10 protein-coding genes are annotated in these 16,435 nt (G+C 48.1%); 8 read left to right on the top strand and 2 right to left on the bottom strand.

Annotated elements, in window-relative coordinates:
- Positions 1-24: 24 nt before the first annotated feature.
- Positions 25-1,581: a chromosomal replication initiator protein DnaA gene (gene dnaA, locus E0D71_RS05180; RefSeq protein ID WP_133002258.1), complete on the bottom strand. Its 1,557-nt coding sequence runs from the start codon at positions 1,579-1,581 to the stop codon at positions 25-27.
- Between the two features lie 514 nt (positions 1,582-2,095).
- On the opposite strand from dnaA, the gene rpmH reads away from it, so the two are divergent.
- The 8 genes from rpmH to E0D71_RS05140 all read left to right on the top strand — a co-directional run bounded on the left by rpmH (position 2,096) and on the right by E0D71_RS05140 (position 15,175).
- Positions 2,096-2,230 (top strand): 50S ribosomal protein L34, encoded by a 135-nt coding sequence (rpmH, locus tag E0D71_RS05175; RefSeq protein ID WP_084035504.1) that lies wholly within the window; start codon positions 2,096-2,098, stop codon positions 2,228-2,230.
- Positions 2,231-2,238: 8 nt separating this feature from the next.
- Positions 2,239-2,637, top strand: a complete 399-nt coding sequence (gene rnpA / locus E0D71_RS05170; RefSeq protein WP_133002257.1) for a ribonuclease P protein component — start codon at positions 2,239-2,241, stop codon at positions 2,635-2,637.
- A gap of 95 nt (positions 2,638-2,732) precedes the next feature.
- Positions 2,733-4,388, top strand: a complete 1,656-nt coding sequence (gene yidC / locus E0D71_RS05165; protein WP_133002256.1) for a membrane protein insertase YidC — start codon at positions 2,733-2,735, stop codon at positions 4,386-4,388.
- Between the two features lie 148 nt (positions 4,389-4,536).
- A complete protein-coding gene (gene mnmE, locus E0D71_RS05160) occupies positions 4,537-5,916 on the top strand; it encodes a tRNA uridine-5-carboxymethylaminomethyl(34) synthesis GTPase MnmE (protein ID WP_133002255.1) in 1,380 nt (459 codons plus the stop codon).
- Between the two features lie 322 nt (positions 5,917-6,238).
- Positions 6,239-7,477 (top strand): efflux RND transporter periplasmic adaptor subunit, encoded by a 1,239-nt coding sequence (locus tag E0D71_RS05155; protein WP_133002254.1) that lies wholly within the window; start codon positions 6,239-6,241, stop codon positions 7,475-7,477.
- Positions 7,474-10,590 (top strand): efflux RND transporter permease subunit, encoded by a 3,117-nt coding sequence (locus E0D71_RS05150; RefSeq protein ID WP_133002253.1) that lies wholly within the window; start codon positions 7,474-7,476, stop codon positions 10,588-10,590. Before E0D71_RS05155 ends, E0D71_RS05150 begins: the two co-directional genes overlap by 4 nt.
- Positions 10,590-13,748, top strand: coding sequence for an efflux RND transporter permease subunit (locus E0D71_RS05145; RefSeq protein WP_133002252.1), 3,159 nt, complete (start codon positions 10,590-10,592; stop codon positions 13,746-13,748). Before E0D71_RS05150 ends, E0D71_RS05145 begins: the two co-directional genes overlap by 1 nt.
- On the top strand, positions 13,745-15,175 hold the full coding sequence (locus tag E0D71_RS05140; protein WP_133002251.1) for an efflux transporter outer membrane subunit: 1,431 nt from the start codon (positions 13,745-13,747) through the stop codon (positions 15,173-15,175). The genes E0D71_RS05145 and E0D71_RS05140 overlap by 4 nt, the downstream gene beginning before the upstream one ends.
- A gap of 73 nt (positions 15,176-15,248) precedes the next feature.
- Here the strand turns inward: E0D71_RS05140 and E0D71_RS05135 are convergent, their stop codons facing one another.
- Complete coding sequence (locus E0D71_RS05135; RefSeq protein WP_133002250.1) at positions 15,249-16,406, bottom strand: glycerate kinase; 1,158 nt, start codon at positions 16,404-16,406, stop codon at positions 15,249-15,251.
- Positions 16,407-16,435: the final 29 nt, after the last annotated feature.

Genomic DNA, 16,435 nt, shown 5'->3' with positions numbered 1-16,435 from the left:
CCGTTAACTCAACGTCTTAGACCATCAGGTGGTCAGAATTCGCATCAATTGTTTGTAATCTTCACGGATATCAGAATCCGTATCTTGTAGTTCTTTGATCTTACGAATCGCATGCAAAGCGGTGGTATGATCACGGCCGCCAAACGCATCACCAATTTCTGGCAAGCTATGGTTGGTCAATTCCTTCGCAAGCGACATGGCAACTTGGCGAGGGCGAGCAACAGACCGACTGCGACGCTTAGACAATAAATCACTGATCTTAATCTTATAATACTCCGCGACGATGCGCTGAATATTATCAATGTTCACCAACTTATCTTGCAAGGCCAAAAGGTCTTTTAGTGATTCGCGAACAAAATCAGGGGTAATCGCACGACCCGTAAAGTGTGAGTTAGCAATAACGCGTTTTAACGCGCCTTCTAATTCTCGCACATTAGATCGAATTTTTTGAGCGATAAAGAAGGCAGAATCATAAGACAGCTTCACGCCACTTTCATCTGCTTTACGCATCAAGATAGCCACTCGGGTTTCTAACTCGGGTGGTTCGATGGCAACGGTCAGACCCCAGCCAAAACGAGACTTCAAGCGGTCTTCTAAACCTTGAATTTCCTTTGGATAACGATCACAGGTCAAAATCATCTGCTGACCGCCTTCTAATAAGGCATTGAAGGTATGAAAAAACTCTTCTTGCGTTCGGTCTTTGCCGGCAAAAAACTGAATGTCATCAATCAGTAATGCATCCACAGAACGATAATAACGTTTGAAATCGTTAATCGCATTCAACTGCAAGGCTTTTACCATGTCGGCGACAAAACGCTCAGAATGCAGGTAAACCACCTTGGCATTCGGGTTATGACGCATCATTTCTGTACCAACGGCTTGCATTAAGTGAGTTTTACCCAGACCAACGCCACCGTAGATAAAGAGTGGGTTATAAGCACCGCCTGGATTTTCAGCCACTTGCAACGCCGCGGCATGAGCAAGCTGGTTCGATTTACCCTCGATAAAGTTCTCAAAGGTAAATGAATTGTTTAGGTTAGCGCCGTGGTTAATACCACCTTCCACTTCTACTTTACGTTTTGGCGCGGTAAGCGGTAGCTGACCTTGCTCGTAAGGTTCCAAATCATGGCCGCGTAAACCTGCGCCCGATAAGGTTAATGGGGCTTCAAACTCTAAATCAGCGTGCTGGCTGCCTTCACCATCCATTAAACCAAAGCCAACACCTGGGCGATAGCCTGACTCGTTGGCCACTTCATTGTTCAGTGGGCTAGAGATAGGTTCGACTGGCGGCGCCGGTGGTGGCGGGGCAGATTGATTGGCTTGCGCAAAGTTTTGCTCTTTCACAGTAAAGCGCAAAGCGGGCGAAGGGTCGCTGCCTGCAAATTCTGACAACAACTCCTTAATACGCGCTTGGTACTTGTTGCTCACCCAATCCAATACAAAACGGTTGGGCGCGCGTAGGCACAATTCGCCATTGGGCGTCATTTCAGCCTGTAACGGACGAATCCAAGTGTTGAACTGCGATGTGGAAAACTCATCCTGCAAGCGTTGCAGGCAAAGATTCCAATGCTCCAAAGACACTGTAGACGTACTCCCTGGTTGAGTGACAGATATAAGAGGCGGATTTTACCTCGCGAAACCTTAGTTATCCACACATAAATAGAAAAAGACGAATTCTCTGTATGAAATAAAAAATTTGTTAATAACAGGTAAGGTTATGCACAGCAGTAGATAAGATTTTATTTGTGTGCATAAACACTGCACTTATACACATATTAACAGCGTGTTTTCTGATTTATTATTCACAGGGATAACTTAACTTATCCTTTTGATTTTTATACACATAAATTTTAAAAAAACGCACCTGTTAATAACTTTCTGGATGGTTAAAAATGCTTGTCCACTGACAGGGAAAAAGTCTGTGCATAACTATTTAATGAAATGTGTGGTTAATTTTTTAACAATTAAGCGCAGCTAGTGATTGAATTCCTTAAGGAAAGGTTCTAAAATCCGCGCCCTGATTTTGAATCAAATGTAGAGGCTTGGCTAAGGCTAACCCTCAAAACTGAAACACTGCTTCAGTGAGTGAATAAAGATGAAAAGAACTTTCCAACCTAGCGTTCTAAAACGCAAACGTAACCACGGTTTCCGTGCTCGTATGGCTACTAAAAGCGGACGTCAAATCGTCGCTCGTCGTCGTGCTCGCGGCCGTAAGGTATTAAGCGCATAAACACGCTGATGACCGAATATTGTTTTCCTCGGCACGTCAGACTTCTGAATGCCGGGGATTATCAATCCGTATTTAATAACACCTCCTCCAAAGTCTTCGCAGGTGAATTCCTTCTATTGGCAACAAAACGAGATGATGACCAAACTCGCTTGGGTCTTATCGTTGCTAAAAAAACGGATAAACGTGCAGTAGGCCGGAATCGTATCAAACGCTTGGTACGCGATTCATTTCGCCATCACAAAATCCCTCTCGCAGGTCTCGATATTGTCTTCTTAGCTCGTCAGGGCATCAAAGAATTAGACAACCCAACGTTGCACAAACGCCTCGATAAAGCGTGGGATCAATTGGCGAAAAAATCGAAAAAAGCAGCACCTAATCAAAAACGCGATCATTCGAATCAGAAATAAGCTGAAAAAACCGCCAAAGGCTGGTTTAATAGCGCGTGATTTTTAAATAGGGTTCTGCGAACCCATTGTCCAACCAAACAAATTAGTTGAATACCATGGATTTCAGACGTTACTTTTTATGGGGTGCGCTTTTTGTCAGTGGGTACCTGCTGTTTTTACAGTGGACCCAAGACTATGGTCCTCAGTCCCAGCAAAGCGTAGTTCAATCGACTCAAACAGAATCTGCGACGAACTCTTCGTCAGACACAGATTTACCTAATGCCGTTCACAGCAGTGACACCAGTGTTAATGCGATTCCTAGTAATGCAAAAAGCATTGCCCCAGGAAAGCTTATCGAGGTAACAACCGATACACTTAAAGTCACGATAGACCCTGTTGGTGGTGACCTTGTTGGCGCTGCACTTCTTAAATACACCAAAGAATTAGGCCAGCCTGATCCTTTTGTTATTTTGGAAAATGACGCGGCCCATACGTATGTGACACAAAGTGGCTTGATCGGTCCTGATGGTCCTGACGCGTCGCCAAATGGTCGTCCAGTGTACAAATCTGATAAATCGTCTTACACCTTAGAAAAAGGCAAAGACAGTTTAGATGTGAACCTGTACTACACAGATGCGAAAGGGGTGAAATACACCAAAACTTTCCGCTTCACTAAAGGCAACTACCGTATCCGTCAATTGATTACCGTTGATAACACCACAAACCAAACATGGCGTGGTAACTTATTCGGTCAAATCAAACGCGATAACTCACCAGATCCGAGTAAAGCAACTAGCATGGGGCTACAGCCTTATCTAGGTGGCGCTATCTCTGACGAAGAGACAAAATACGACAAGGTTTCTTTCGATAAAATGAAAGAAGAGCCAGTTAAAGTGTCTTCAGAAAAAGGCTGGGTAGCGGTTCTTCAACACTACTTCGTGACCGCTTGGGTGCCTGAGCAAGGTAAGAAATTTACCTTACAAGCACGCACCAATGGTGACTTTAACCTAGTTGGCTTCACGGGCTCAGCGGTGGAAATCGCACCAGGCTCACAAGGTACTTTGAGTTCCACATTCTTTGTTGGTCCAAAACTGGAAGATCACCTTGAAGCAACGGCAGAAAACCTTGATCTAACCGTCGATTATGGTTGGTTGTGGTGGTTGGCTAAGCCAATTTTCTGGTTACTAACCTTGATTCAATCCGTGGTTATTAACTGGGGTCTTTCTATCATCCTAATCGTAGTGTGTGTGAAAGCCATCTTCTTCAAGTTGTCTGCTACCAGCTACCGTTCTATGGCGAAAATGCGCAAATTCGGCCCTGAAATTGCCAAGCTAAAAGAACAGCACGGAGACGATCGTCAGAAAATGTCTGCGGCTATGATGGCGCTGTACAAGAAAGAAAAGATCAATCCTCTAGGCGGTTGTTTGCCAATTTTGGTACAAATGCCAGTGTTCCTTTCTTTGTACTGGGTACTCATGGAATCCGTACAATTGCGTCACGCACCATTCATGTTATGGATTCATGACTTGTCGGTGATGGACCCATACTTTGTACTACCTATCTTGATGGGTCTAAGTATGTTTGGTCAGCAAATGTTGAACCCATCTCCACCAGATCCAATGCAAGCCCGCTTGATGAAGCTAATGCCAATCGCATTTACCTTCTTCTTCTTGTGGTTCCCTGCAGGTCTTGTTCTATACTGGGTCACCAACAACAGCTTGTCGATCGTACAGCAGTACATCATTACCAAGCGTATTGAAAGAGAAGCCTAGCCGCTGTTTTTAGCCGCGACCTTCTTTGAAAAAAGGCTTCCTTCGGGAGGCCTTTTTTACGTTTAGATTGCCATGCTCTCCGTGCTAACGGACAATGGTGATATTGCTATTACTTTCACCTTATAAAGTCACCGTACAGAGTTTGATTATGACCGACTTTCAATACGCCATTGACCAAGACACCATCGTTGCTCAAGCGACCGCACCTGGCCGTGGCGGCGTAGGTATTATTCGTTTATCTGGGCCGAAAAGCAGCGCGATCGCGAAAACCATTGTTGGCTTTGAGCCGACGCCACGCTACGCCCATTATGTGCCTTTTAAAGACGCCAACAACGAGCAGCTTGATGAAGGCATTGCCTTGTATTTTCCAGGCCCTAACTCCTTTACCGGAGAAGATGTTTTTGAACTGCAAGGCCATGGTGGCCCTGTCATCATGGACATGCTGCTGACCCATTGTGTGGCCTTAGGCGCACGTTTAGCACGCCCTGGAGAGTTTTCTGAGCGGGCTTTTTTAAACGATAAAATGGACTTAACCCAAGCCGAAGCCATTGCGGATTTGATCGACAGTTCGTCTGAACAAGCAGCCAAATGCGCGTTACGCTCACTACAGGGTGCGTTTTCTAAACGCGTTAATGAGCTGGTTGAAGCGCTCATCCACTTGCGTATTTATGTGGAAGCCGCGATCGATTTTCCTGAAGAAGAAATCGACTTTATTGGCGATGGCAAAGTGGCCAATGAACTGGCTGGCATCCAAGCAAAACTGAGCGAAGTACTCAAAGAAGCCAACCAAGGTGCCTTGATTCGTGAAGGCATGAATGTGGTCATCGCTGGCCGTCCGAACGCGGGCAAATCCAGCTTGTTGAACGCCTTATCAGGCAAAGACTCCGCCATAGTAACCAGCATAGAAGGCACTACCCGAGATGTTCTGCGCGAGCACATTCATCTCGATGGCATGCCGCTGCACATCATTGATACCGCCGGCTTACGCGATAGTCCAGACGAAGTAGAGCGCATCGGAATTCAACGCGCATGGGATGAAATCAGCAAAGCCGACCGGATCTTGATGATGGTGGACAGCCAATCCATCGACAGTAAAGACCCGAACGAAATCTGGCCAGAATTCATCGAAAAGCTCGGCGATACCAAGCACCTCACCTTGGTTCGAAACAAGGTCGATCTCACCAAAGAATCCACTGGCACAGAAATCATCAATGATGTCCCTGTGATCTCCCTGTCGGCAAAAACAGGGGAGGGCGTGTCAGACCTGACTGATCACCTAAAAGCCATCATGGGCTTCGACAGCACGACTGAAGGTGGGTTTATCGCCCGTCGTCGACACATAGAAGCGCTAAACAAAGCCAATCGCTTCTTGGACGCTGGTAATGAGCAACTTCACGGTTATGGTGCCGGAGAATTGCTCGCAGAAGACCTAAAAGAAGCCCAACAAGCACTCAGCGAAATCACCGGTGAATTCACCAGTGATGACTTGCTCGGGCGCATCTTTGGTTCATTCTGTATCGGTAAATAATCCTCCCTTAGCAGTATAAAAACGTGGTGTAGGATAGCCCTTCACCACGTTATTACCGCCTCCATATCTCCGCTAACTCTCACCCCTCCACCTTGTTAACGCTCAATATTTCGCTGTTTTTTAGCTCGCCTATTGGTTTATCGACTGTCTCAGACGCCTTATGTAAATAAAGGTAAAAAGCATTGTTGGTGAGCGGATTATTCATAGACTGATGCTCTTAATTTCTGAGTAAGAGCGATTCCTATTTAGCAACGCGTTGCGGTAACTATCCTTCTTATTTCGATTCAGACTTTCTCATCATCTGCATAACAGTGACAAAAAAATGACGACTCGTTCAAGCAAAACATCCCGACTAGGTTTACTCATTCTTGCCGCTCTGGTCATTGGGGGAGGTTGGTATGCTTGGCACTACATTCATGCTGAACAACCCGCGCACGGTGCGCAACAAGGCGAACGCCAAAGACCACCAGGCGGAGGCCCTGGAGGTCCCGGTGGAAGAAGACGCTTTAACCCGAATCAGGTCACTGCCGTGTATGCCGATAAAGCGAGCCAAGCTGATGTTGCGGTTTATTTGGATGCGTTAGGCACAGTAAAAGCCAATACCTCTGTCACGGTAACCAGTCGTGTTACCGGTGAAATGCAGAAAGTCTTGTTCAATGAAGGTCAGTATGTGCAAGCAGGGGATGTGCTGGCCCAAATAGACGATCGGAGCTATCAAGCAACCTTGGCCCAATACCAAGGCGAGCTAGCGCAAAATGCAGCGTTATTAAAAAGCGCGCAAGCCACATTAGAGCGCTATCAACAACTAGCGAAAGAAGACTCTATTTCAGCGCAAGATGTGCAAGAGCAAGCGGCGACAGTGGGCCAATACCAAGGCTTGGTTGCAACCGACAAAGCACAAATCGTCGCGGCTAGATTAGACATCGAATACGCTAAAATTCACGCGCCTATCAGTGGCTATACAGGCCTACTTGATGTGGACCAAGGCAACTTGGTGACAGCGGATTCCACGTCAATAGTCACCATTACACAAGTTAATCCTATTGCCGTTACCTTCAGCATCCCTCAAGCGCGCCTGCAAAGTGTGCTACAGCGATGGCGCAAAAATCAGTCCTTTCAAGTCTTCGTATTCGACCAAATCGGCAAACAAACACTAGCGCAAGGTAAGCTGGCCAACATTAGCAACAGCGTTGATAGCGACACCGGCACGGTCAAATTAAAGGCACTATTCAATAATGACAATGAAACGCTTTACCCCAATCAATTTGTGAATGTACGCATGAAAATCGCCCAACTCAACCAAGCGGTGGTCATCCCTAAAGCGGCGCTACAGCTCAATGACAGCGGCGATTTCGTGTTTGTTATTAACGCGGACAATAGCGTTCATAAACAAATGGTCAACGTTGGTCCTGTTGCAGACGAAGACACCATCGTTGCTCTGTCTGGGGTCAAAGTAGGGGACAAGCTGGTAACGACAGGCATTGATAATCTAATAGAAGGCAGCAAGGTTAAAATTATTGAGCAGCACAAGGATAACGAGCAGACAAAGGACCGCGAATGAACCCGTCTAGAGTCTTTATTGAGCGCCCTGTAGCGACCATTTTATTGATGGTTTCGCTGCTGTTGTCCGGTGCGTTCACTTACAGCTTGTTGCCCGTATCGGCCTTGCCAGAAGTCGACTATCCGACGATACAAGTCACTACTTTGTACCCTGGCGCAAGCCCTGATGTGATGGCAACGTCTGTGACTGCGCCGCTTGAGCAAGAATTGGGCAAAATGTCGGGGCTAAACCAGATATATTCCACCAGCTCTGGTGGGGCCTCGATCATCACCTTGAAATTTAATTTAGCCCTTGCTTTGGATGTCGCCGAACAAGAAGTCCAAGCTGCGATCAACGCCGCTGACAGCTTATTACCGTCCGATTTGCCGTATTCACCAACCTATAAGAAAGTGAACCCTGCAGATGGTGCTGTGCTCACGATTGCCGCCAGCTCTGATACCTTGCCACTGACAAAAGTTCAGGATCTGATCAATTCTCGTGTCGCTTTAAAACTGTCGCAGGTATCTGGCGTCGGTTTGGTCACCTTAGCTGGCGGTCATCAGCCAGCCATTCGAATTAAGGCAGACCCGAAGGCGTTAGCCGCGCACAATCTGACCCTTGAAGACATCTATACCCTAGTCAATAACAGCAATTTAAACGGCTCAAAAGGCGGCTTCGACAGCAAATATCACTCTATTACGATCGATGCAAACGACCAATTAGAAAGCGCGGCGCAATACAGCAGCCTCATTTTGAAATACGAAAATGGCGCGGCATTACGCCTACAAGACGTGGCCAAGGTCGTTTCAGGCAATGAAAATGACTACTTATCCGCCACGGCCAATGGAAAACCCGCCATTATCATGCAGGTGAAACGCCAACCTGGCGCCAATGTGATTGATGTCGTCGACAACATCAAAGCCAAATTACCGCAATTACAAACCCTGCTTCCAGACAGCGTCAAATTAACGATTTTATCGGATCGCACACAAACCATTCGCTCATCCATCAGTGATGTAAAATTTGAGCTGATGTTGTCCATTGCCTTAGTGGTGATGGTGACCTTTTTGTTTTTACGAAACTTGGCGGCGACCCTGATTCCTAGCATTGCGGTGCCTTTGTCTTTGATTGGCACCTTTGTGGTCATGTACCTAGCAGGGTTCAGTATCAATAACTTAAGTTTAATGGCTCTGACTATCGCCACCGGCTTTGTCATAGACGATGCCATTGTGGTGGTTGAGAATATTTCCCGCCACTTAGAGCGCGGAGAGTCTCCTCTTCAGGCCGCCTTGAAAGGCTCCAAACAAATCGCCTTTACCGTCATTTCTCTGACTTTTTCGCTGATTGCCGTGTTGATTCCTTTGCTTTTTATGGGCGACGTCGTTGGGCGCTTATTCCGTGAGTTTGCCATTACCTTATCGGTGGCTATTTTAGTTTCCATGGTGATATCTCTGACCTTAACCCCGATGCTTTGCGCGTATTTGTTGCGCCGTATTCCCGATGCCGAACAAAGTCGTTTTTATAAAAAAGGCGGTCAAGTATTCGACCAAATCGTTGCCGCCTACGACCGTGCGTTAAGCAAGGTATTGAACCACCAGCGCATCGCTTTGGCCGTGATTTTTGGCACCTTATTATTGACTGTCGGCTTGTATGTCTTGTTGCCGAAAGGCTTTTTCCCAACGCAAGACACAGGGGTTATTCGCGGCATTACTGTGGCCTCAGACAGCGTCTCTTTTAAAGAAATGAGCATTCGACAGCAGGCCATTATTCGCCATTTATTGACCGATTCAGATGTTGCCAGTATTAGCTCGACCCTAGGCGTGGATGGGCAAAATACCAGCCTTAATCGCGGTATGTTGCAAATCAACCTCACCAGTTTTGAACAGCGGGAAGACCGCGCTCCTGACATTATTGAGCGCTTACGACACAGCGTCGCGGATGTGCCCGGCATTCAGCTTTATTTACAAGCCCAACAAGATCTCACCGTCGATGATCAAATCACCCCAAGCCAATATCAGTTCACCCTCGACGACACCGACAGCACCCAGCTGACCAAGTGGACACCTAAGCTGGTGTCCGCCTTGCAGCAGCAACCCGAACTTCGTCATGTTGTGAGTAATTTAGAGGATCAAGGACTGGTCAGCTATGTCACCATTCATCGAGACATTGCCGCACGCTATGGGATTACCGCCGCCGACGTGGACACCGCCTTATACAACGCTTTCGGACAACGTTTGATCTCAACGATCTTTACCCAATCGAATCAGTATCGCGTCGTGCTTGAAGTCCCCCCTAATCCTCTGAGCGCAACCGATACTCTCAATCATATTTATCTGGCTGGAACCGCCAGCAGTGACGATGATGACACCCCTATGGTGCGTCTCACGGATGTGGCGACGGTGACACAAACTACCGGCGCCTTAATGAAGGCGCGCTTAGGGCAAATACCCGCGGTGACTGTCTCTTTTGATGTCTCACAGGGTTACTCATTAGAACAAGCTCAACAGGCCATTAGCGACACCATCAATCAGCTTAAGGTCCCAGACAGTCTAACGCTCAAATACCAAGGTTCGGCGTCGGCGTTTAGTGACGCTACCGGCAACACCTTATGGCTCATCTTGGCGGCATTGCTGACCATGTATGTGGTACTGGGCATCTTGTACGAAAGCTTTATTCACCCTTTAACGATTCTATCCACCTTGCCGACCGCTGCCATTGGCGCATTTCTCGCGCTATTAATGCGCGACACGGATTTCAATTTGATCGCGCTCATCGGTGTTATCTTGCTGATCGGGATTGTCAAAAAGAACGCCATCATGATGATCGATTTCGCCTTAGAAGCCGAGAAAGAGCAACATTTGTCCCCTAGAGAAGCCATTCATCAGGCGTGTTTATTGCGTTTACGACCGATTTTAATGACCACCATGGCCGCACTGTTTGGCGCTTTGCCCTTAATGCTGGCGCAAGGCTCGGGCGCGGAATTACGCCAGCCAATGGGGTTGGTTATTGTCGGCGGTTTGATCCTCAGTCAATTACTGACGTTGTTTTCTACTCCGGTTATTTATCTGTTGTTTGATAAGTTGATTTATCATCGTCGACGCACCAAAAAACAAAACGCGAAAGGGTCAATCTAATGAACCTGTCGCGTGTGTTTATCTTTCGGCCGGTGGCCACTTGGCTGATCACCATGGCCATCATGTTATTGGGAGTAATCGCCTTTCAGTGGCTGCCTGTGGCAAGCTTACCGGCCATCTCAAGCCCTATGATAGTGGTGAATGCCAGCCTATCTGGCGCCAGCCCAGAGGTCATGGCCGCCACCGTTTCAACACCGCTAGAGCGCGCGTTAGGACAAATTTCAGGCATCAGTGAAATGACCTCGTCGAGCTCACAAGGCTCTACGTCTATCGTCTTGGTGTTTGATATAAACCGCGATATCAACGGCGCAGCTCGAGAAGTGCAAGCCGCGATTAACGCCGCTAAGAGCCTCTTACCCAGCGCCATGACGTCGTCGCCAACCTACCAGAAGAGAAACCCTTCCTCGGCGCCGATTTTCATGCTTTCTTTGACTTCGCCATCATTGAGCCCAAGCACACTGTATGATTTTGCCGCCAACCAGTTAGAACCTCGTATTTCACAAATTGAAGGGGTCAGTGACGTCTCTTTATTTGGCAGCGCCTTGCCAGCCGTGCGTATCGATTTACACCCACAAGCCTTAACCCATTACGGCATTTCGTTAGACACGGTTCGTAAAGCCATAGTGAACGCGACGGATCATCAGCCGAAAGGCATTATCCAAGGGGAAAAAAGCAGCTGGATGGTCAACACCAATGATCAACTACTGCACGCTCAAGAATTCGCTGATTTGGTTATTTATCATGTGGATGGGGCTGCGATTCATTTATCCGATGTGGCTCAGGTGTCGGACGGCGTCGAGAACCGTTTCAATGTCGGCTATTACAACAATCAGCCCGCCATCAACCTTGGCGTTACGCAATCCTCAGGCAGCAATATGCTGTCGACCATTGATGACATCAAAGCTCAGTTACCGCTCTTTAAAAAACTGTTACCAAAAGATGCCGAATTGAACATTGTGCTGGATCGCTCGCCAACCGTACGCTCTGCTTTGCATGAAACGGAGCGCACATTATTGATTGCCATCGCCTTGGTCATCGCCGTTGTGTTTGTGTTCTTACGCAATGGTCGTGCCTTATTGATTCCGGCAATGGCCTTGCCAGTGTCGCTATTGGGCACCTTTGCCGTGATGTATTTACTGGGTTATAGCCTAGACAACTTGTCTTTAATGGCGCTCATCGTCTCTACCGGCTTTGTGGTCGACGATGCCATCGTTGTCTTGGAAAACACCTCAAGACACATAGAAAATGGCTTAGGGCCTGTCAGAGCGTCTTTGAAAGGGGCCAAGGAGGTCGGCTTTACGGTATTGGCGATGACAATTTCCCTGATTGCCGTGTTTATTCCTTTGCTCTTTATGAACAGCATGGTGGGCCAGCTATTACGAGAGTTTGCGGTCACGTTATCCGTCTCTTTGGTGATTTCTATGTTGGTGTCACTGACGTTAACGCCAATGCTGTGCTCGCGGATGCTGCGACGCCATACGGTCAGTAGCAAGCAGCCATGGCTTTATCGCGTTATTGAATCGGCTTTTACAAGGCTGCAAAACGGCTACCGTACTAGCTTAGATCGAGTGCTGGCACACAAGCGACTGACGATGTTGGCTCTGCTTGGAACAATTCTTCTCAACGTCAATCTGTACAGCAGCGTGCAAAAGGGCTTTTTTCCAGAACAAGACACAGGCATTGTGTTTGGTGCAGTACGAGCCGATCAAAATACCTCCTTTGCCGCCATGGAGCCTCGGCTACGCAAATACTCTCAAATGATAAAAAATGACCCTGCCGTTGCGGGGGTAATGAGTTCAATCAGCAGTTCCCGCCACGGTTCCCGTAATGTTGGCCAGTTCTTTATTCGTCTCAAACCCATTGGTGAGCGCCAAGCAACCGCAAGCGAAGTCGCCAACCGCTTATACAAACAAGGCCAACAGCTGGCCGATGGCAGTTTATTTTTACGCGCCGACAGTGATATTCGAGGAGGCGGACGCAGCGCCAACGCCAATTATCAATTAAGTCTGCAATCCGACAGCCTAGACACATTACGGGCATGGGCACCAAAAATTAAAACCGCGCTGGCCAAATTGCCTCAACTCAGCGGAGTAGATTCAGATCTTCAAGAGGGCGGTCAAGAGGTACAGATCATCATAGACAGAGCCGCTGCCACCCGTTTGGACATTTCGGTAGACGATTTTGACACCCTGTTGAGCAACGCCTTCAGCCAGCGACAAATCACGACTTTATATAAGGAATCCACCCAATACCATGTGGTCATGGGCTTAACCAGCGACTACACCAGCGACAGCGAAGTACTGCGCTCTCTCAATATTGTTAATAACAGTGGCGATGTCATACCAATCAGTGAATTTACTCGCCTAAAAAGCGGTAATGCCTCTTTGTCGGTCGCCCATCAGGACCTTTCTGCCACTGTCACTATTGCGTTCAACACCGCCGATGGCAGCACGTTACAACAAGCCCAACAAGCAATCAAAGCAGAACTTGCAAGCTTAGCGGTACCCAGCAGTATCGTGGCCAATTACGCCGGTAGCGCCAAACTGTCGCAAGCCTTTGCCAGCAGCTTGCCATGGTTAATCCTTGCGGCCTTGCTGTCGGTTTACCTGATCTTAGGCATGTTATACGAGAGCTTTGCCCATCCGCTGACCATTTTATCGACCTTGCCATCTGCTGGACTGGGGGCCTTGTTGCTAATGAAAATAACCAGCACCCAGCTGACGGTCGTCGCGTTTATTGGCATTTTGCTGTTGATCGGCATTGTTAAAAAGAACGCCATTATGATGATTGATTTTGCATTAGATGCGCAGCGACGACAGGGCTTATCTTCTGAAGAGGCGATCCGGGAAGCCTGTCTAAAGCGCTTTCGTCCTATCATGATGACCTCTTTAGCGGCGTTTTTTGGCGCTCTACCCATGGCCATTGCAAGCGGTGGCGATGCGGATTTACGCAGCCCATTAGGGATAGCCATTTGTGGTGGCTTGCTCGTTAGCCAGCTCCTAACACTCTACACCACGCCTGTGGTTTACCTTTATATGGAGCGCATCAGCGACACAGGTAAAGGTCTGTGGCTACGCCTTGTAGGACGTGACCGAGCACAAGAAAGTCACTCATTGAACCCCACCAGCACTGTAACCAATGATAAAAATGGATCATGATGAATAATCGAATAACACAAGTGTTTGCCTTGACCTTAATTTCCTTGGTACTCGCAGGCTGTAGCGCCGTAGGACCAGATTACCAGCGTCCCGATGCGCCCAGCAGCGAGCAATTCAAAGAAGCAAAAGGCTGGAAAAAAGCCACTCCATCTGACTTACAGCCGAAAGGTGCTTGGTGGGATCTGTATCAAGACGACACCTTATCTGCCTTGATCGCACAGGTAAGAATCAGCAACCAGAACGTCGCTGAATACGCAGCAGACTACGAAAAAGCAAAAGCGGTGGCCGAAGAAGCAGGCGCGAATCTGTACCCATCTATCGGTGCCACAGCGAGCGCAACACGTTCTGGTAGCCAGAGCCAAACCAGCAATGCGTACTCTGCGCAAGGCACCGTAAGCTGGGAAATCGATTTATGGGGCAAATTACGACGCACGCGTGAAGCCGACCGCGCCAGCGCACAAGCCAGTGCTGCGCAATTAGCCTCAGCGATACTCAGTGCCCAATCTTCGCTGGCTCAATATTATTTTCAGTTGCGCGTATTAGACGAAAAAATCCGCCTTTATCAGGCTAATATCACCGTGTATCAGCACTACTTGAAAGTCGTCACCAACCAATACAAAGTGGGCAATATTTCCAGTGCATCCGTGTCACAGGCACAGACTCAGCTCCATAGTACGCGCGTCTCTATGCTCGATTTACAATGGCAACGGGCACAATACGAACACGCCATTGCGGTGCTCATCGGTAAACCGCCGGCGGCGTTTTCATTAGCCGCTCAGCCACTGAGCTTTCAATTGCCTGCGGTCCCTAAAACGCTGCCTTCCGCACTCTTAGAGCGTCGCCCGGATATTGCCTATGCGGAGCGAAACATGGCGTCTGCCAATGCGTCCGTGGGTGTTGCCATCGCTGGGTATTATCCCGATTTATCGTTATCAGCCAGTGCCGGTTTTGAAAACAGCGTGCTTGGCAATCTCTTCGAGTTGCCATCCAGAGCGTGGTCTGTTGGGCCTTCACTTAGTGGCAATATCTTTGATTTCGGGGCAACCAAAGCCCAGGTAAAACAAGCCAAAGCTGAGTATGCCGCCAATATCGCTAATTACCGTCAGACGGTACTCAGCGCGTTTCAAGAAGTCGAAGATTATCTGGTAGAGATGCAAGTGCTTGAGAAAGAAATACAGGCTCAGCAACTGGCGACTCAATTTGCTAAAGAGTCCGCCCGCGTTACTTACAATCAGTTCAAATTGGGCATGATTGATTACTTAGATGTCGCCACAACCGAAGCCACCAGCTTAAGCCAGCAACAAAGCCAATTGAGCTTAATCAGCACGCAATTGGTAAACAGCGTACAGCTTATTGCGGCGTTAGGAGGAGGCTGGAACAGCGATCAATTACCCAGCGCTAAAGCTCAAGAAGAAACCACTGAATAAGCGACGTTATCATGGAAAAAAGTGCAAAACAGCCTCTGAGTTAACTGTTCTGCACCCAAACTTTACCGCTTAGCTAGCGGTTTAACTGGCCACCAAGCTTGATGCTTTGTGCGATATTACGAGCAGTATAAGTAACGTTAGTTTCAGCTTCAGCCAACACCTGCTCTAAAGAATGCAAAAAGGGGATGATGGGGAAAATAGCCAACATGCCTTTTTCCAACATAATTTCAGCTCCTTCACCGAGGCAACCAGCAATACCAATCGTCGGTAAACCTTTATCTTGGGCTTGCTTTAATACCCCCATTGGGGTTTTGCCAAATGCCGTTTGTCCATCAATACGGCCTTCACCGGTAATCACCAAGTCGGCGCCTTCAAGCTTCTCAGCAAACGCGACCGTCGCCATGACGATCTCGATTCCGGGCTTTAATTCGCCACCTAGAAACGCCTTAACCCCAAGTCCCATCCCACCTGCAGCACCAGCCCCTGCGACCAAACGCTGGTCTTCTCGGCCACTGCTGACAATCACATCCGCAAAGTGTGCGAGTGACAGATCTAATGCTTGAACCATCGCTGGCGTCGCGCCTTTTTGAGGGCCGAAAATCGCCGACGCACCGCGTTCACCACATAAAGGGTTGTCCACATCACACGCCACCTCAATAACACAAGCCGCCAATTTCGGGTGAACCAAGCTCGCGTCGATCCTGTTAAGTTGCTTCAACGCAAGACCGCCGAATGGAATCTCCCTGCCATTTACGTCTTGTAACTGATAGCCCAATGCCTGCACCATGCCTGCGCCACCGTCGTTTGTCGCACTGCCACCTAGGCCAAGAATAATGTGCTCAATACCACGATCTAAGGCATCCTTAATCAATTCACCAGTACCATAGCTGGTGGTGATACGCGGATCACGTTGTTCTCTGGGGACCAGATGCAAACCCGACGCTGACGCCATTTCAATAATCGCAGTGCTGGGTTTACCCGGTTGGCTACCTAACACACCATATTGAGCCTGAACGGGCTGTCCAAGCGGCCCTGTGACGCTCAAATCAATAAAGTAACCTTCTGTGGCGTCCACCATGGATTGAACTGTGCCTTCACCACCATCGGCCATTGGTACTTTGACGTACTCAGCATCCGGAAAAACATGGCGAAAACCCGCTTCAATGGCATTAGAAACACCTAACGCGCTCAGACTTTCTTTAAATGAATCGGGAGCAATGACAATTTTCATAAAAATACCCATTAAGAAAAAAAGCAAAT

Source organism: Marinomonas sp. KMM3893, assembly GCF_004352855.1.
GTDB classification, from domain to species: Bacteria; Pseudomonadota; Gammaproteobacteria; order Pseudomonadales; family Marinomonadaceae; genus Marinomonas; species Marinomonas arenicola.
This window is presented reverse-complemented; position numbering and strand designations above follow the sequence as displayed.

Coding starts and splice junctions, on each gene's coding strand:
- rpmH (WP_084035504.1), top strand. CDS start 2,096: ATGAAAAGAACTTTCCAACCTAGCGTTCTAAAACGCAAACGTAACCAC.
- rnpA (WP_133002257.1), top strand. CDS start 2,239: ATGACCGAATATTGTTTTCCTCGGCACGTCAGACTTCTGAATGCCGGG.
- yidC (WP_133002256.1), top strand. CDS start 2,733: ATGGATTTCAGACGTTACTTTTTATGGGGTGCGCTTTTTGTCAGTGGG.
- mnmE (WP_133002255.1), top strand. CDS start 4,537: ATGACCGACTTTCAATACGCCATTGACCAAGACACCATCGTTGCTCAA.
- E0D71_RS05155 (WP_133002254.1), top strand. CDS start 6,239: ATGACGACTCGTTCAAGCAAAACATCCCGACTAGGTTTACTCATTCTT.
- E0D71_RS05150 (WP_133002253.1), top strand. CDS start 7,474: ATGAACCCGTCTAGAGTCTTTATTGAGCGCCCTGTAGCGACCATTTTA.
- E0D71_RS05145 (WP_133002252.1), top strand. CDS start 10,590: ATGAACCTGTCGCGTGTGTTTATCTTTCGGCCGGTGGCCACTTGGCTG.
- E0D71_RS05140 (WP_133002251.1), top strand. CDS start 13,745: ATGATGAATAATCGAATAACACAAGTGTTTGCCTTGACCTTAATTTCC.
- E0D71_RS05135 (WP_133002250.1), bottom strand. CDS start 16,406: ATGAAAATTGTCATTGCTCCCGATTCATTTAAAGAAAGTCTGAGCGCG.